Consider the following 15,449-nt stretch of genomic DNA (forward strand, 5'->3'; position numbering starts at 1 on the left):
CTCGCGGTGATTACGTCAGCCCTCCTCCGGGCCACCGTTCTCCTTGTCGTCGGCCGCCTTCGCCTCGGTGCTCTCCTCGGCGCCCTCGGCCTTGACCGTCTGCGCGCCGGGCTGCGGTTCGGCGACGGCCACCCGCGCGGGGCGGATGGTGCGCTCGCCGATGCGATACCCGGGCTGCAGGATGGCCACGCACGTCGTCTCGGTGACGTCCGGCGCGTAGCTGTGCATCAGGGCCTCGTGGATCGTCGGGTCGAAGGGCTCGCCCTCCTTGCCGAACTGCTGCAGGCCCATCTTGGCCGCGACGGTCTCCAGCGACTCGGCCACCGACTTGAAGCCGCCGACCAGTTCGCCGTGTTCCCGTGCCCGGCCGATGTCGTCGAGCACGGGCAGGAGCTCGGTCAGGAGGTTCGCGACGGCGATCTCCCGGACCGCGACCCGGTCGCGTTCGACGCGGCGGCGGTAGTTCTGGTACTCGGCCTGCAGGCGCTGGAGGTCCAGGGTGCGCTCGTTCAGCGCCGTGCGCACCTGGTCCAGCTGTGCCACCAGACCGGCGTCTGCGTTCGCGTCCCCGGCCGGGGCCGCCCCCTCCTCGGGGGCGGCCTTCGGCTCGGCGTCGTCAGGGGTGGCGCCGGAGGGGACGTCGGGCTTCTCCTCGAAGCCCGGGGTCTCCTCCGTCACGCGGCACCGTCCTTGCGCTCGTCGTCGACGATCTCGGCGTCCACGACGTCGTCGTCAGCCTTGGCCTCGCCCTCGGGCGCGCCACCGGCGGCCTGGGCGGCCTGGGCGTCGGCGTACATGGCCTGGCCCAGCTTCTGCGAGACGGCGGCGACCTTCTCGGTGGCGGTGCGGATCTCGGTGGTGTCCTCGCCCTTGAGCTTCTCCTTCAGCTCGGCGACGGCCTCCTCGACCTCGGTCTTCACCTCGCCCGGGACCTTGTCCTCGTTGTCCTTGAGGAACTTCTCGGTCTGGTAGACGAGCTGCTCGCCCTGGTTGCGGGTCTCGGCGGCCTCGCGGCGGGCGTGGTCCTCCTCCGCGTACTTCTCGGCCTCCTGGCGCATGCGGTCGACCTCGTCCTTCGGCAGCGAGGAGCCGCCGGTGACGGTCATCTTCTGCTCCTTGCCCGTGCCCAGGTCCTTCGCGGTCACGTGCATGATGCCGTTGGCGTCGATGTCGAAGGCGACCTCGATCTGCGGGACGCCACGCGGCGCCGGCGGCAGACCGGTCAGCTCGAACATGCCGAGCTTCTTGTTGTACGCCGCGATCTCGCGCTCGCCCTGGTAGACCTGGATCTGCACGGACGGCTGGTTGTCCTCGGCCGTCGTGAAGATCTCGGACCGCTTGGTCGGGATCGTGGTGTTGCGCTCGATGAGCTTGGTCATGATGCCGCCCTTGGTCTCGATGCCGAGGGACAGCGGGGTCACGTCGAGGAGCAGGACGTCCTTGACCTCACCCTTGAGGACACCGGCCTGGAGGGCGGCGCCGATGGCGACGACCTCGTCCGGGTTCACACCCTTGTTGGCCTCGTTGCCACCGGTCAGCTCCTTGACGAGCTCGGCGACGGCGGGCATGCGGGTGGAGCCGCCGACCAGGACGACGTGGTCGATCTCGTTGATCGAGATGCCGGCGTCCTTGATGACGTTGTGGAACGGCGTCTTGCAGCGCTCCAGCAGGTCCGCGGTGAGCTGCTGGAACTGGGCGCGGGTGAGCTTCTCGTCCAGGTGCAGCGGGCCCTCGGCGGACGCCGTGATGTAGGGCAGGTTGATCGAGGTCTCGGTGGACGAGGACAGCTCGATCTTCGCCTTCTCGGCGGCCTCGCGCAGACGCTGCAGGGCCATCTTGTCCTTGGCCAGGTCCACGCCGTGGCCGGACTTGAACTGCTGCACCAGGTAGTCGACGACGCGCTGGTCCCAGTCGTCGCCACCGAGGTGGTTGTCACCGTTGGTGGCCTTCACCTCGACGACGCCGTCGCCGATCTCCAGGAGGGACACGTCGAAGGTGCCGCCACCGAGGTCGAAGACGAGGATCGTCTGGTCGTCCTTGTCGAGGCCGTACGCCAGCGCCGCGGCGGTGGGCTCGTTCACGATGCGCAGGACGTTCAGACCGGCGATCTCGCCGGCCTCCTTCGTCGCCTGACGCTCGGAGTCGTTGAAGTAGGCCGGGACGGTGATGACCGCGTCCGTGACCTTCTCGCCCAGGTAGGACTCGGCGTCCCGCTTCAGCTTCTGCAGGATGAACGCGGAGATCTGCTGCGGGTTGAAGTCCTTCCCGTCGAGCTGGATCTTCCAGTCGGTGCCCATGTGGCGCTTGACGGACCGGATGGTCCGGTCCACGTTCGTGACCGCCTGGCGCTTGGCCACCTCGCCGACGAGCACCTCGCCGTTCTTCGCGAAGGCGACGACGGACGGCGTGGTCCTGGCACCCTCGGCGTTGGTGATGACGGTGGGCTCGCCGCCCTCCAGAACGCTGACGACGGAGTTAGTCGTGCCCAGGTCGATGCCGACCGCACGTGCCATGGTTGGTTCCTCCAGCTGACTTGAGTGCAACAGGCTCAAGTGTGCACGAGGAGACCCGTGCGGTCAACAGACCTGAGTCAACCGGGCTCAAGTCTTATCCGTTCCTTACACGCAACTGCCCTCTGACCTGCGTCGACACACTCCGGCGGGGCGGTTGGACAGGGATGCGAAGGAGTACGAGGACGGCCAGCACCACCCCGCCGGCCACCCACAGCACCGCCTTCTCCCCCGTCCACCCCGTGTGCACGAGCACCCCCACGAGCACCGAGGAGAAGGACCCGGCGCCCAGCAGCACCACCGCGCCCGGCGGGGTCGGCCCGAGCCGCCGCAGCCGGTGCGCCAGGTGGTCCGGGCCCCGCCTGAGCAGCGGCCGGCGGGAGGTCAGCCGGGCCAGGACGACGAGCAGGAGGTCGGCGGCGGCCACGGCGCTCAGGCTGAACACCACACCCGCCGTCCGCTCCAGCTCGTACCCCGCGCGCGTGAAGACGACGGCCGAGGAGAGCAGGAACCCGGTGAAGAGCGATCCGCAGGCCCCCAGCCCCACGCGCGCGGGATGCCAGTTGTGCATGAGGAAGCCGGTCAGCGCGGCGGCGAACACGCTGAGCAGCACGGCGAGCCCGTCCATCAGCTCCGCCGCGGCGCAGACCCCCGCCCCGAAGGCGGTGACCACCCCGACGGTCCCGGCCAGCCCGTCGGCGTGGTCGAGCCCCTTGAAGGCCAGCGTGGCGAGGACGATCCAGCCCACGGCCAGCAGCCCGCCCCAGACGCCCGTCTCGTCGAACGGCACGACGCCGGCCGCCGCGACGGCCGCGCCGGTGACCAGTACCCGCGCCCGCAGCCGCCACACGTCGGCGACCAGCCCCAGCAGGGCGATCCCGGCTGCGACGGCGAGCAGCCGGCCGACCCCGTCCCCGAACGGCGCGACCCCGGACCACTGCCCCGCCCAGGCGACCAGACAGGTGACGGCCACGACGGCCACTCCGCCGAGCACCGGGAGGGGCCGCTGCCGCCGCCGGTCCACGATTCCCGCGCGGAGCGCGGGCAGCCGGAGCAGCGCCGCGAGCACGGCGGTGAGGAGGAGGGCGGCGCAGGCCGCGGCGATCCCGTAGAGCACGGCTCTAAGTTAGGCGCGAAAGTAGCAATTCGGTACGAATAACACGATCTGATTGCCGGTCGGCCCAGGCACCCCTCAGCGACCCAGATCACCTCGCGCCTGGCTACAGTGCGAGTAAAGATGCGGGTAGTCTCGAACGGACTGCATAAGTTACCGCTTAGTAATTTCCCTCGCAGGCCCGAGGAGCCCCGAAATGCAACTCGCCGCGATCATCGTGTCGCTGGTTCTGATCGTGGTCGGCGTGGCCCTGTTCGCCCGCGCCCTCCTGCAGATCTACAACTTCATGCGGCTCGGCCAGAACGTGCCCGCGGGCACACGGACCGACGAGCCCGGCCGGCGCACCGTCACCGTGGTCAGGGAGTTCCTGGGCCACACCCGGATGAACCGCTGGGGTGTCGTCGGTGTCGCGCACTGGTTCGTGGCGGTCGGTTTCTTCTCGCTGCTGCTGACGATCGTCAACGCCATCGGCCAGCTCTTCCAGGCCGACTGGCTCCTGCCGGTCATCGGCGAGTGGGCGCCGTACAACGTCTTCGTCGAGTTCATCGGCACGATGACGGTGCTCGGCATCCTCGCCCTGATCGTCGTCCGTCAGCTCACGCACCCGCGCAAGCCGGGCCGCAAGTCCCGTTTCGCCGGCTCCAACTTCGGCCAGGCGTACTTCGTCGAGGCCGTCATCCTGATCGTCGGCGTCTGCATCTTCATGCTGCACGCGCTGGAGGGCGCCCAGCACCACGTGGACGGCTACGAGGCCTCGTTCTTCATCTCGTACCCGGTCGTCCACTGGCTCGAGGGCATGGACGTCTCCACACTCCAGAACCTCACCTACTTCTTCGCGGGCCTGAAGATCGCGACCTCCTTCATCTGGATGATCACGGTCGCCCTGAAGACCGACATGGGTGTGGCCTGGCACCGCTTCCTGGCCTTCCCGAACATCTGGTTCAAGCGCAACGCCGGCGGCGAGACCTCCCTCGGCGCCCTGCTCCCGATGACGTCCGGCGGCGAGCCGATCGACTTCGAGGACCCGGGCGACGACGACGTCTTCGGCGTCTCCCAGGTCGAGCAGTTCTCCTGGAAGGGCCTGCTGGACTTCTCCACCTGCACCGAGTGCGGCCGCTGCCAGTCGCAGTGCCCCGCCTGGAACACCGGCAAGCCGCTCTCCCCGAAGCTGCTGATCATGTCCCTGCGGGACCACGCCCACGCCAAGGCGCCGTACCTGCTGGCCGGCGGCGGCAAGACCATGGAGGGCGCGGAGAAGGCCTCCGAGGAGCAGCTCAAGGACGTGCCCGCCGCCGCCCTCGCGGAGGCCGAGCGCCCGCTGATCGGCACCGCCGAGGAGAACGGCGTCATCGACCCGGACGTCCTGTGGTCCTGCACCACCTGCGGCGCCTGCGTCGAGCAGTGCCCCGTCGACATCGAGCACGTCGACCACATCGTCGACATGCGCCGCTACCAGGTCATGATCGAGTCCGCGTTCCCGTCCGAGGCGGGCACGATGCTCAAGAACCTGGAGAAGAAGGGCAACCCCTGGGGCCTGGCGAAGAAGCAGCGCCTGGAGTGGACCAAGGAGGTCGACTTCGAGGTCCCGGTCGTCGGCAAGGACATCGAGGACCTCAGCGAGGTCGAGTACCTCTACTGGGTCGGCTGCGCCGGCGCCCTGGAGGACCGCGCCAAGAAGACCACCAAGGCCTTCGCCGAGCTGCTGCACATCGCGGGCGTGAAGTTCGCGATCATGGGCGGCGACGAGAAGTGCACCGGTGACTCCGCCCGTCGCCTGGGCAACGAGCCCCTGTTCCAGGAGCTCGGCATGGAGAACGTCATGGCCCTGAACACGGCGTTCGGCGAGGAGCTGGACGACGACGGCAAGGTCACGGCGGAGTCGAGGAAGCCGAAGTCGGCGAAGAAGATCGTCGCCACCTGCCCGCACTGCCTCAACACCCTCGGCAACGAGTACCCGCAGCTCGGCGGCGACTACGAGGTCATCCACCACACCCAGCTCCTGCAGCACCTGGTGGACGAGGGCAAGCTGATCCCGGTCACCCCGGTCGAGGGCATCATCACCTACCACGACCCGTGCTACCTGGGCCGCCACAACAAGATCTACACGCCCCCGCGCGAGATCATCGGCAAGGTCCCCGGCCTGCGCAACGAGGAGATGCACCGCCACAAGGAGCGCGGCTTCTGCTGCGGCGCCGGCGGCGCCCGGATGTGGATGGAGGAGCGGATCGGCAAGCGCATCAACAACGAGCGCGTCGACGAGGCCCTCTCCCTGAACCCGGACATCGTCTCCACCGCCTGCCCGTTCTGCCTCGTCATGCTGACCGACTCGGTCAACGGCAAGAAGAACGACGGCAAGGCCAAGGAGTCCATCCAGGTCGTGGACGTCGCCCAGCTGCTCCTCGACTCCGTCAGGACGCCGGTCGACCCGGCGGGCGAGGCGGAGACGGAGAGCGAGCCGGAGCCCGAGCCGGTGAAGTGACCACCCGCCGGACAGCCCACGGCTGAACGGCCCCACGGCGCCCCCTGAACCGCATCGCGGAGCAGGGGGCGCCGTGGCGTGAGCGGCCGGGCCGGGGCCGGCCGACGGCCATCGCGACCTCTCTGACCCCGGCGGACCCGGGTGAACCCCGGCGGACCCCGGGATGACCCGGGACCTGCCGCTGACGGTCCCTTAGGGGATGTCACAGGTCGGCCGCAAAGCCGGGCCCGGACGCCCCGGTCCGGCACGGGAGTCCCCGGGACCAGGTACGTTCGAGGGCGTGGCTGGATTCAGGAACGGACGCGGGGGCCGGGACAACCGCACCCCCCAAGGACAGCAGGCGCCGCAGGGACCGTCGTACGGACAGGGGCGGCCCGGCGGGCCGTCGCACGGACGGCAGCAGCCGCCGTACGGCCGGCCCCCGGGCCCCTCGTACGGCTACCCTTCGGCGCAGCAGCCGCCGTACCCGCAGCAGGGACAGCCGTACGGGTACCCGGGACCGGCCGACGACGGCCCGGAGTACTTCGGCGACGGCGGCCACCCGGGCGCCGGGCACGGCGGTCACGGCGGGCACGACCCGTACGCGGCCAACAACCCGGGCCACACCCAGGCGTTCTCGGTCGACGAGGCGGCCGGCTACACCCAGGGCTCGACCTACCACGCCGGCGCGGCCGCGCCGTCCGGCCCGATCGGCCCGCCCCTGCACTGGAAGGAACTGCTGAAGGGCGTCGTCCTCGCCCCGAACCAGACGTTCCTGCGGATGCGGGACTACACGATGTGGGCCCCGGCGCTCATCGTCACCTTCCTCTACGGCCTGCTCGCCGTCTTCGGCTTCGACGGGGCCCGCGCGGACGTGATCGACGCGACGCTCTCCAACGCGATCCCGATCGTCCTGGTCACCGCCGTGGCGATGGTGCTGAGCGCCTTCGTCCTGGGCGTGGTCACCCACACCCTGGCCCGCCAGCTCGGCGGCGACGGCGCCTGGCAGCCCACGGTCGGCCTGTCCATGCTGATCACCTCACTCACGGACGCCCCCCGCCTGGTCTTCGCCATGTTCTTCGGCGGCGACGCCGGCTTCGTCCAGCTCCTCGGCTGGGCCACCTGGATCGGCGCGGGCGTCCTGCTGACCCTGATGGTGTCCCGCTCGCACGACCTGCCCTGGCCGAAGGCGCTGGCCGCGTCGGCCATCCAGCTCATCGCGCTGCTGTCGATCGTGAAGCTGGGCACCTTCTAGCCCGCCCCGCACCCGACCCGCCCCACACACCGAGGCCCCCGCGCGGTCGACCGCCGGGGGCCTTCGCCACGCCCCGCGCATCGCGCCGATGAGGCTGTCCGGGGGAAAAGAAGGGCGTCGCAGCGTGCCCACTGATCATTCGCCGTCCGCCGTCGCCATTGTGTCAGCAGCAGCAGGGGGACCCGGCGGCCAAGAAGACCACCAAGGTCCTCAGGACCGTCAAGGACGCCGACGGCAACACCGTCATCAACTGCAACCAGCAGCAGGGCGGGAAGTGACGGCGGTCGCCTGATCCGACGGCCCGGCGGCCGGATGACTCACGAGCCCGGCCGCCGGGCCGTTCTAGAGAGCTGTCCCGCAGGCATCATTTGCGCAGGTCAGCGCCGGGTAGACGCACGAGAACGCGAGGCCGGCGGATGCTCGGCCTCGCGTTCTGGGTGGTGTTGGGCTACTCAGCCTGCGCTGTGACGCCCCCGTTCAGACTTCAGCTCGTCACGCCGTCGCTCCAGGTCCGGCAAGAGCTGGAGCAGGGTTGAGACGGTGATCTCCTTAGCCTTAGCGGCCTGCGTCAAGGCAGCGATATCCGCCTCAACATCAGCAAGTGCGGAAGCGTTCGGCCATGAGGCGACCACTGCATAGCGCGGCCCCGGTCAGAACAATGCCTGCGGCGGGGGATCGGCCGGCACCGGGGTGGAGGGGGCGCCGTCGCCGACTGCCAGTCCGATGTGGCGGGCGCGGGAGCTGGGGAGAGTGGTGGCGGAGGTGGTCGGGAAGCGGCGGACTGGCTAGATGATCTGCGAACCGGGTTGACCTTCCAGCAGGGTCTCCACCGTCAGGGTGCCCGCCGATGTAGCGACCAGCCATTCCCCGAGGGTGATGCCCGTGGGCCAGAGCTCTCCTTCGTGGTTGCACCACATGGCACCCGCAGGATCACGGAAGTCGACCAGCGACCAGATGGTGCAGCCCCAGTCGTAGATCAGCACCAAACCGGCAGGGACCCGGCCGGACGGATCCGGGCCGTCCTGGTACAGCTCGGCGATGTCACAGAAGTTGCCCTGGGGGCGCCCGCCGCTCACGCCCAGGACCCCCTCACCGGGGCCGAATCCTCCGTTGGCGACTTCGGTGTACAGACGCCGCAGGAGCGGAGGCACCGGGAAACCGATGACTCGTTCCGCCTCGGCAACAGCCTTGGGTGATGCAGGCGTGGGCAAGGGACGCGCCTGAGCCACGGTACACAGCGCCTCCAGAATCTCATCATCAGTCACCGGCTCAGCCTCCCAATTCGGAGCCTTGGAGGCCATGCCCTCCAAGACCGGAGTCGAATCACTGGGAGAGGGTCCGACCGTGCCCCCTGCGTGCCCCGATCGGGCCGACGAGCTTGACCGGGGCGTCAAGACTCCACTGCCCGCGCGGTACAGTGCCGCCCCCCATAGACGGAGAGGGCGAGCATGGAGAACCCGTTCAGGGATGGCGGACCGGCGGAAAAGGCGATGCCCTGTCTGAGCCTCGTCGTCTCCGCGATCCTTTTGGCAGCGGGCGTGAAGATGCACCGTGAGGGAGCATCTCTGTTGAGGCTTACGATCAGGCCACCAGTGCGAAGAGGGCAGGCGATGAACAGCCGAGCATTGAAGTGGGCGTTGATTTCGGCCCCGCTGGTTCTGTCGGTCTCCGCGTGCATGGGATGGGGCGGCTATCCGGTTGCGAAGAACGTCCATGAGTCCCAGCTCATAGGCACCTGGCGCGCCGAAGACTGCGACACCACGTTGACCTTGAATCGGGATGGATCGGCGTCCGTCACCGGCATGCCTACCGAGATGAACCTCGACGGCAAGGTCACGCAGAGGGTCAGCGGGGATGGCACCTGGGAAATCGACAAGGCCGGCGCTGAACAGGAACTCGATTTGAACATAAAGGACGAATGGACCTCCTTCGACCTTTACCGGGACAAGGGACGCTTGCTGGTGGGTCTGACCGTAGGGGATCCCGACAATATGAACTGGTGCGCCCTGACCGGGGATTCGTAAACGGCAGCCGATGCCCGAGCGCTGGGCCACGATCAGGTACAGCAACCAGCGCGACCTTGGTGACCGTCGCTATGAACGCAAGGCGGAGCACTTCGTGGCCTTCGCCGACATCGCTGCCTGCCGGTGCCAGCGTCTATATGAGGCTGCCGAGCAGGTAGACGAGCAAGCCCAAGAAGACCACCGCCATCGCCCCCGCCACGAACCTGAAGCGATCCGGAGTCATCATCGGCATGGCAGTAACAGGATTCCTTCGATCCAAGTAGTCGTAGACCCACAGACCAAAATTGCGATAGTCGACAGCAACGAGGAAACAGAGGCCTCCGAGCAGGGCGACCCAGCTCAACATGAAGAGATCCTCTATCCAATTGACGGGCGTAACCACCGGCCGGCCCGCAAGGACGAGAGGCCCGCACATGGTGCTTTCCACTCCCCACTGCTCCTTCGGTTCCCAGCGATGCACAGCATAGACATCGAGGGAACGGGAAGGTGCGGGGTGTGGAACGCGCAACTCAGAGCGCTTCCCTGTTCCCCTTAGGCGCCTCGCCCGACCTATGTACTGGAGGCAAAACGCTCCACGGGAAGTTGATCCAGTCTTCGGTGCGCTTCCAGACGTACTCGCACTTCACCAGGGAGTGGGACTTCTCATAGATCACCGCGGAGCGGACCTCGGCGACCGTGTCGAGGCAGAAGTCGCGGACCAGCTTGAGCGTCTTGCCGGTGTCCGCGACGTCGTCGGTGATCAGCACCTTCTTGTCGGAGAAGTCGATCACGTTCGGCACGGGCGCGAGCATGACGGGCATCTCGAGGGTGGTGCCCACGCCGGTGTAGAACTCGACGTTCACCAGGTGGATGTTCTTGCAGTCCAGGGCGTAGGCCAGCCCGCCCGCCACGAACACCCCGCCCCGCGCGATGCTCAGCACTATGTCGGGCTCGTAGCCGTCGTCGGCGATGGTCTGCGCCAGCTCGCGGACGGCGGTGCCGAACCGCTCGTAGGTCAGGTTCTCGCGTACTTCGCTCATGTCGTCGACGTCCTCACACCTGGGTCCGATGGAAGTTCAGATAGGACCGCGAGGCGGTCGGCCCGCGCTGCCCCTGGTACCGGGAGCCGTAGCGCTCGCTGCCGTACGGGTGCTCCGCGGGCGAGGTCAGCCGGAACATGCAGAGCTGGCCGATCTTCATGCCGGGCCACAGCTTGATCGGCAGGGTGGCGAGGTTGGACAGCTCCAGGGTCACGTGACCGCTGAACCCCGGGTCGATGAACCCGGCGGTGGAGTGCGTGACGAGCCCGAGCCGGCCGAGGGAGCTCTTGCCCTCAAGGCGCGAGGCGAGATCGTCGGGAAGCGTGATCACCTCGTACGTCGACGCCAGCACGAACTCGCCGGGGTGCAGGATGAACGGCTCGTCGCCCTCCGGCTCGACCAGCCGGGTCAGATCGGCCTGCTCGATCGAGGGGTCGATGTGCGGGTACCGGTGGTTCTCGAACACCCGGAAGTAACGGTCCAGCCGCACGTCGATGCTCGACGGCTGCACCATGGTTTCGTCATAGGGATCGATCCGTACCCGCCCGGCGTCGATCTCGGCCCGGATGTCCTTGTCTGAGAGAAGCACGCCCCGAGGATACGCAAGGCGCGCGGAGCCCCGACAATCGTGACGACTCCGCGCGCCTCGGTCCGTGTGCGCCGCCTACGGCTACCGCTTCTCCAGGGCGACCGGCACCACACTGCGGAGCCGGGCACACCGTGGACACCTCATGAGTCGGCCGGGGCCCAGCCGCTCGGCCTTCTGCATCGGGAACGTAGTGGCGCTGAAGACGTGCCCGTCCGCGCAACGAACGACGGTGCGTTCCATCAAATCCCTCAAGTCCCTTCCCCAAGAGCCGCGTCGGCCTGCTGCACTGCCGACGAAAGCCACATTACGGGATCAAAGAGACGACTCTCCAGGCGGCACTCCGGCCCCGCCCGGCCCCTCTCGCCACCCCGCCACGCTACGCCCCAACTCCGTTCCCCCGCAGGCGGATCCCATGCCTCGAACACACGTGGACCCCCGGTCCGGGCACCGGGGGTCCACGATGGGGTACAGTGAGCGAGCGTTCGGGCATCGACTCCGCGGAGCCGCCCGAGGTTACGCGGGTGTAGTTTAATGGTAGAACATCAGCTTCCCAAGCTGAGAGCGCGAGTTCGATTCTCGTCACCCGCTCCACACAACCCCCAGGTCGGAGACCCGGGGGTTTTTTGTTGCCCGGGCGCCCGCACCGCGGGCCGGCCGTAGGCGCGCGGCAGGAAGCCCGCGTCCACGGAGCGAAAAATCTACGTCCGTGAAATGAGAAATAGGTGCGGGGTATGGCGAGTATTCCTCGACCGCCCGGCGGAGCGGAATTGCCGACCGCACAAAACCGATCGCACCGTGCTACCGTCGACATCAGTTGCAGGTGTGGTTGCCAGAAGGTTTTTTCCGACGGCTGATCATCACGGCGACACGGAATGCGCACAGGGTGCATTCCTGGCACCGCCTCCGAAGGAGAAAAAACATGGCTACTGGCACCGTGAAGTGGTTCAACGCGGAAAAGGGCTTCGGCTTCATCGAGCAGGACGGCGGCGGCGCCGACGTCTTCGCCCACTACTCGAACATCGCCGCCCAGGGCTTCCGCGAGCTGCTGGAGGGCCAGAAGGTGTCGTTCGACATCGCGCAGGGCCAGAAGGGCCCGACGGCCGAGAACATCGTTCCCGCCTGACACGCCGGCACTGCCGCACACGTCGCAGCTGGGGCCCGCACCTTGGGGTGCGGGCCCCAGCTCGCTTCATTCCCAGGGTGATTCGCCCCTGTCATTTTTCGGCCCGGTCTCGCGATTCTCTGCGCCGCTCATTCTGCTGCGGAAATTCCTTGATACGTGCCCGCATCGAGGAAGGTTCCGCATGAACCGCACACGTACCACTCGCGCACGCGGCAATCGCGCCTACGACCGCTCCGGAGGAAGCGCCGCCGCAGGTCGCTCCGGTGTTTCGCGCCGCTTCGCCGGTTACGGCAACCGGCAGTCCGCGGGGGGCGAGTTCGCGCCGCCGAAGACGGTCACACCCGCGTTGCCCGCCGTCGAGGCGTTCGCCGGTCTCGCCATGCCGGCGCCGTTGCTGACCACGCTCGGCCACGAAGGCGTGACCGGGCCGTTCCCGATCCAGGCGGCCACCCTGCCGAACTCGCTGGCCGGCCGCGACGTGCTCGGCCGCGGCCGCACCGGGTCGGGCAAGACCCTCGCCTTCGGCCTCGCGGCACTGGCCCGTACCGCGGGCCGGCGCGCCGAGCCGCGCCGCCCGCTGGCGCTGATCCTCGTCCCCACCCGTGAGCTGGCCCAGCAGGTCACCGACGCGCTCGCTCCCTACGCCCGCTCGGTGAGCCTGCGGCTCGCCACCGTCGTCGGCGGCATGTCCATCGGCAGGCAGGCCGGTGCGCTGCGCGCCGGTGCGGAGGTGGTCGTAGCGACGCCCGGCCGGCTCAAGGACCTCATCGACCGGGGCGACTGCCGGCTCGACGACGTCGGCATCACGGTGCTCGACGAGGCCGACCAGATGACCGACATGGGCTTCATGCCCCAGGTCACCGCCCTGCTCGACCAGGTGCGACCCGGGGGCCAGCGGATGCTGTTCTCGGCCACCCTGGACCGCAACGTCGACCTGCTGGTCCGCCGCTACCTGACCGACCCGGTGGTGCACTCCGTCGACCCGTCGGCCGGTGCCGTCACCACGATGGAGCACCACGTACTCCACGTGCATGAGGCGGACAAGCACCGCACGACCACCGAGATCGCGGCCCGGGACGGCCGGGTCATCATGTTCCTGGACACCAAGCACGCCGTGGACCGGCTGACCGAGCACCTGCTGCACAGCGGTGTCCGCGCCGCGGCCCTGCACGGCGGCCGGTCCCAGCAGCAGCGCACCCGGACCCTGGCGCATTTCAAGAACGGTCACGTCACCGTCCTGGTGGCCACCAACGTCGCGGCCCGCGGCATCCACGTCGACAACCTCGACCTGGTCGTGAACGTGGATCCGCCCAGCGACCACAAGGACTACCTGCACCGTGGCGGCCGTACGGCCCGCGCCGGGGAGTCCGGCAGCGTCGTCACCCTGGTGACCCCCGGTCAGCGCCGCGGCATGACCCGTCTGATGGCGTCGGCCGGCATCACCGCGCGCGTCACCCCCGTCCGCTCGGGCGAGGCGGAACTGAGCCGGATCACCGGCGCCCGGGAGCCCTCCGGGGTCCCCGTGGTCATCACCGCGCCCGTCGTGGAACGCACCCGCCGCGCCTCCGCGGCGTCCCGGGCTCGCCGGGGCCGCACCGCCCAGGGCGGACCCGACGGCGCCGGGGCGCGCCGCCGGGGACAGCGGCTGCCCGGGCGGAACCCGGCCGCTTAGGCCGGCCCGGTCCCCGGCGCGCCCCGGCCTTGCCGAGGGCCGCCGTGATCTCCCGGGGCCGCAAGGGCCGCCACGCAGACCATCCCCTACCGAAGGAGACACCCTTGAGGCCATCGCGGACGCAGCACCGTGTGCCGGACCCCGCTCCCGTGACCGCGGTCGAGGACATCGAAGGCCACGGCCCCCGGGTATGCGACGACATGACGGTCGAGGTGGCTCTGGCCGTCATGGCGGGTGCCCGGGTCGAGTACCTGACCGTGTGCGACGGGGACGACGAGAGCACCGGCTTGGTCACCCGGGTCGGACTCGCCGTCGTCCGCGACAGCTCCGCGTACACCGACCGGATCCGTCTGCGGGACGTCCGCGACGAAGCACTGCCCTCGCCCGCCGGCGGCGAGTACGGCCGGGTACCTGGCGCACCCGCCCTCGCGTACTGAACCGGTCTCGCCCCGGGCGGCCTGTTCTCCTTCTTCCCGCGACTTCTCCCCCTGTGAGGCATCATGCGCTGTGTCATCGCCCGGTACCCGTTCGACCTGACCAGGACAGGGGTGCTGGCCTCCATGAAGGGCATCAGGCCCGGGCTGGTCACGGGTGCGTCCGTGACCATCGGCCGCCGCCGCTACCCGGTCAAGCAGGTGGGCCAGGTCGTCACACGACAGGACCCCCGCGACTTCACCGCCGTTGAAGTCGTGCGGGCCATGACGCGTCTCGGCTTCACCTGCCACGACCGCCCCGACGGCGCGCCCGTGGGCCCGGGGGGACCCACCGTCCTGCGAACCGCGTCCGCACTGCTCGGCGGCACCGGCCCCGTGACCGTGTGAGGACGGGCGGGAGACCGCCCTCAGGATCCCGGTGGGGGCCCTGCCGACGCGCGTCGGCAGGGCCCCCACCGTCGTGTCACCGTCCGCTCGGCACCCGCTTGCCGGCCAACGGGCCGGACCCGCGTCTCACCGGTCGAAGTGGACGAGGTCTCCCACGCTCCACGCGCTGACGTCCTTGATCGCGACGCGGTACATACCGCCCGTCTCCGGGATCCCGAGGCTGCCCTGCAGGATCCGGGCGAGATGGAAGTGCAGATGCGTGGGCGCCTCGCCGCGGCCGGGGCGGTTCCCTCGCGGAGCGCGGGCGAAGACGTCCGAGAACGGGCCGAGGCGGTCCGAGTCCTTCAGCACCTCCGCCACCCGCTCCCTCCATACGGCCTCAGGAGCCAGCCGGCCGGTGATGACGGCGCCACCGACGACCACGGTCAGCGACATCTGATTGCTTCGCTCGGACTCCACCGCGGCGGAGATGGCGACGAGCAGCTCATCAGGGTTCGACATGACAGCAGAGCTTACGCGGTCCGGCTGTGCCCGAACTGCCCGCGGACCTGGAGAGGTTGCGGGCGGCAGGAGGTGGTCCCGCCAACCGGTGCGAGCCGGTCGCGGCAGGATGCCTCTTCCTGCGGCGAAGTGAAACCTCCTATGACTGAAGTAGATTTCCGCAGCCGACACGGGTACGCTTCTTCTCGTAGACACGGTCGAACGAGACCCGTCAGACACGAACTGTCGGGTGCCTGAACAGGAAGTTCGCAGGTCAGCACGGCTCTCGATCGAGAGACGCGCTGGGCGGCTCGCACGTCGAGGAGCAGCCGAGGAGCAGTACGGATGTGCTCAGCGGTCGGATCGAGAGGAACGGAGGAGCAG

15 protein-coding genes and 1 tRNA gene are annotated in these 15,449 nt (G+C 68.9%); 8 read left to right on the top strand and 8 right to left on the bottom strand.

All coding sequences use genetic code 11. From position 1 onward, the window contains the following. Positions 1–15: 15 nt before the first annotated feature. The 3 genes from grpE to TNCT1_RS08085 all read right to left on the bottom strand — a co-directional run bounded on the left by grpE (position 16) and on the right by TNCT1_RS08085 (position 3,627). The gene (gene grpE / locus TNCT1_RS08075; RefSeq protein ID WP_143629910.1) at positions 16–678 is read right to left on the bottom strand and encodes a nucleotide exchange factor GrpE; all 663 of its coding nucleotides are present in this window, start codon (positions 676–678) and stop codon (positions 16–18) included. Beyond that, positions 675–2,513 (bottom strand): molecular chaperone DnaK, encoded by a 1,839-nt coding sequence (dnaK, locus tag TNCT1_RS08080; protein ID WP_143629912.1) that lies wholly within the window; start codon positions 2,511–2,513, stop codon positions 675–677. Before dnaK ends, grpE begins: the two co-directional genes overlap by 4 nt. Before the next feature lie 94 nt (positions 2,514–2,607). After that, complete coding sequence (locus TNCT1_RS08085) at positions 2,608–3,627, bottom strand: MraY family glycosyltransferase (protein ID WP_143629914.1); 1,020 nt, start codon at positions 3,625–3,627, stop codon at positions 2,608–2,610. 193 nt (positions 3,628–3,820) lie between these two features. On the opposite strand from TNCT1_RS08085, the gene TNCT1_RS08090 reads away from it, so the two are divergent. Both TNCT1_RS08090 and TNCT1_RS08095 read left to right on the top strand, forming a co-directional pair. Next, the gene (locus TNCT1_RS08090) at positions 3,821–6,103 is read left to right on the top strand and encodes a (Fe-S)-binding protein (RefSeq protein ID WP_143629916.1); all 2,283 of its coding nucleotides are present in this window, start codon (positions 3,821–3,823) and stop codon (positions 6,101–6,103) included. A gap of 199 nt (positions 6,104–6,302) precedes the next feature. Further along, positions 6,303–7,337: a Yip1 family protein gene (locus TNCT1_RS08095; protein WP_143629918.1), complete on the top strand. Its 1,035-nt coding sequence runs from the start codon at positions 6,303–6,305 to the stop codon at positions 7,335–7,337. A gap of 785 nt (positions 7,338–8,122) precedes the next feature. Here TNCT1_RS08095 and TNCT1_RS08100 read toward each other — a convergent pair. After that, the gene (locus tag TNCT1_RS08100) at positions 8,123–8,602 is read right to left on the bottom strand and encodes an SMI1/KNR4 family protein (RefSeq protein ID WP_143629920.1); all 480 of its coding nucleotides are present in this window, start codon (positions 8,600–8,602) and stop codon (positions 8,123–8,125) included. A gap of 183 nt (positions 8,603–8,785) precedes the next feature. Here TNCT1_RS08100 and TNCT1_RS08105 point away from each other — a divergent pair, with 183 nt between their 5' ends. Beyond that, complete coding sequence (locus tag TNCT1_RS08105; protein ID WP_143629922.1) at positions 8,786–9,361, top strand: hypothetical protein; 576 nt, start codon at positions 8,786–8,788, stop codon at positions 9,359–9,361. 133 nt (positions 9,362–9,494) lie between these two features. Here the strand turns inward: TNCT1_RS08105 and TNCT1_RS08110 are convergent, their stop codons facing one another. The 3 genes from TNCT1_RS08110 to dcd form a co-directional block, all read right to left on the bottom strand. Next, entirely contained in the window at positions 9,495–9,788 is a 294-nt protein-coding gene (locus TNCT1_RS08110; RefSeq protein WP_143629924.1) for a hypothetical protein, read from the bottom strand. A gap of 82 nt (positions 9,789–9,870) precedes the next feature. After that, on the bottom strand, positions 9,871–10,380 hold the full coding sequence (locus tag TNCT1_RS08115; protein ID WP_143629926.1) for a phosphoribosyltransferase: 510 nt from the start codon (positions 10,378–10,380) through the stop codon (positions 9,871–9,873). Between the two features lie 13 nt (positions 10,381–10,393). Next, positions 10,394–10,969: a dCTP deaminase gene (dcd, locus tag TNCT1_RS08120; RefSeq protein ID WP_143629928.1), complete on the bottom strand. Its 576-nt coding sequence runs from the start codon at positions 10,967–10,969 to the stop codon at positions 10,394–10,396. 517 nt (positions 10,970–11,486) lie between these two features. Here dcd and TNCT1_RS08125 point away from each other — a divergent pair. The 5 genes from TNCT1_RS08125 (at position 11,487) to TNCT1_RS08145 (ending at position 14,585) form a co-directional block, all read left to right on the top strand. After that, positions 11,487–11,560: transfer RNA gene (locus TNCT1_RS08125), tRNA-Gly, on the top strand. 328 nt (positions 11,561–11,888) lie between these two features. Further along, a complete protein-coding gene (locus tag TNCT1_RS08130) occupies positions 11,889–12,092 on the top strand; it encodes a cold-shock protein (protein WP_004986771.1) in 204 nt (67 codons plus the stop codon). A 181-nt stretch (positions 12,093–12,273) separates the two neighbouring features. Next, positions 12,274–13,764: a DEAD/DEAH box helicase gene (locus TNCT1_RS08135; RefSeq protein ID WP_174266192.1), complete on the top strand. Its 1,491-nt coding sequence runs from the start codon at positions 12,274–12,276 to the stop codon at positions 13,762–13,764. Positions 13,765–13,895: 131 nt separating this feature from the next. After that, the gene (locus tag TNCT1_RS08140; protein WP_143630435.1) at positions 13,896–14,201 is read left to right on the top strand and encodes a CBS domain-containing protein; all 306 of its coding nucleotides are present in this window, start codon (positions 13,896–13,898) and stop codon (positions 14,199–14,201) included. Positions 14,202–14,264: 63 nt separating this feature from the next. Further along, positions 14,265–14,585, top strand: a complete 321-nt coding sequence (locus tag TNCT1_RS08145) for an SCO5918 family protein (RefSeq protein ID WP_143629929.1) — start codon at positions 14,265–14,267, stop codon at positions 14,583–14,585. Between the two features lie 126 nt (positions 14,586–14,711). Here the strand turns inward: TNCT1_RS08145 and TNCT1_RS08150 are convergent, their stop codons facing one another. Then, a complete protein-coding gene (locus TNCT1_RS08150) occupies positions 14,712–15,086 on the bottom strand; it encodes a hypothetical protein (RefSeq protein WP_143629931.1) in 375 nt (124 codons plus the stop codon). Between the last annotated feature and the right edge of the window lie 363 nt (positions 15,087–15,449).

The organism is Streptomyces sp. 1-11 (assembly GCF_007176755.1).
Classification (GTDB): domain Bacteria; phylum Actinomycetota; class Actinomycetes; order Streptomycetales; family Streptomycetaceae; genus Streptomyces.

Bases quoted from the DNA above. Each gene is read 5' to 3' on its own strand.
- TNCT1_RS08135 (WP_174266192.1), top strand. From the start codon at position 12,274: ATGAACCGCACACGTACCACTCGCGCACGCGGCAATCGCGCCTACGAC.
- dnaK (WP_143629912.1), bottom strand. From the start codon at position 2,513: ATGGCACGTGCGGTCGGCATCGACCTGGGCACGACTAACTCCGTCGTC.
- TNCT1_RS08115 (WP_143629926.1), bottom strand. From the start codon at position 10,380: ATGAGCGAAGTACGCGAGAACCTGACCTACGAGCGGTTCGGCACCGCC.
- TNCT1_RS08105 (WP_143629922.1), top strand. From the start codon at position 8,786: ATGGAGAACCCGTTCAGGGATGGCGGACCGGCGGAAAAGGCGATGCCC.
- TNCT1_RS08145 (WP_143629929.1), top strand. From the start codon at position 14,265: ATGCGCTGTGTCATCGCCCGGTACCCGTTCGACCTGACCAGGACAGGG.
- TNCT1_RS08130 (WP_004986771.1), top strand. From the start codon at position 11,889: ATGGCTACTGGCACCGTGAAGTGGTTCAACGCGGAAAAGGGCTTCGGC.
- TNCT1_RS08095 (WP_143629918.1), top strand. From the start codon at position 6,303: ATGTCACAGGTCGGCCGCAAAGCCGGGCCCGGACGCCCCGGTCCGGCA.
- TNCT1_RS08150 (WP_143629931.1), bottom strand. From the start codon at position 15,086: ATGTCGAACCCTGATGAGCTGCTCGTCGCCATCTCCGCCGCGGTGGAG.
- TNCT1_RS08090 (WP_143629916.1), top strand. From the start codon at position 3,821: ATGCAACTCGCCGCGATCATCGTGTCGCTGGTTCTGATCGTGGTCGGC.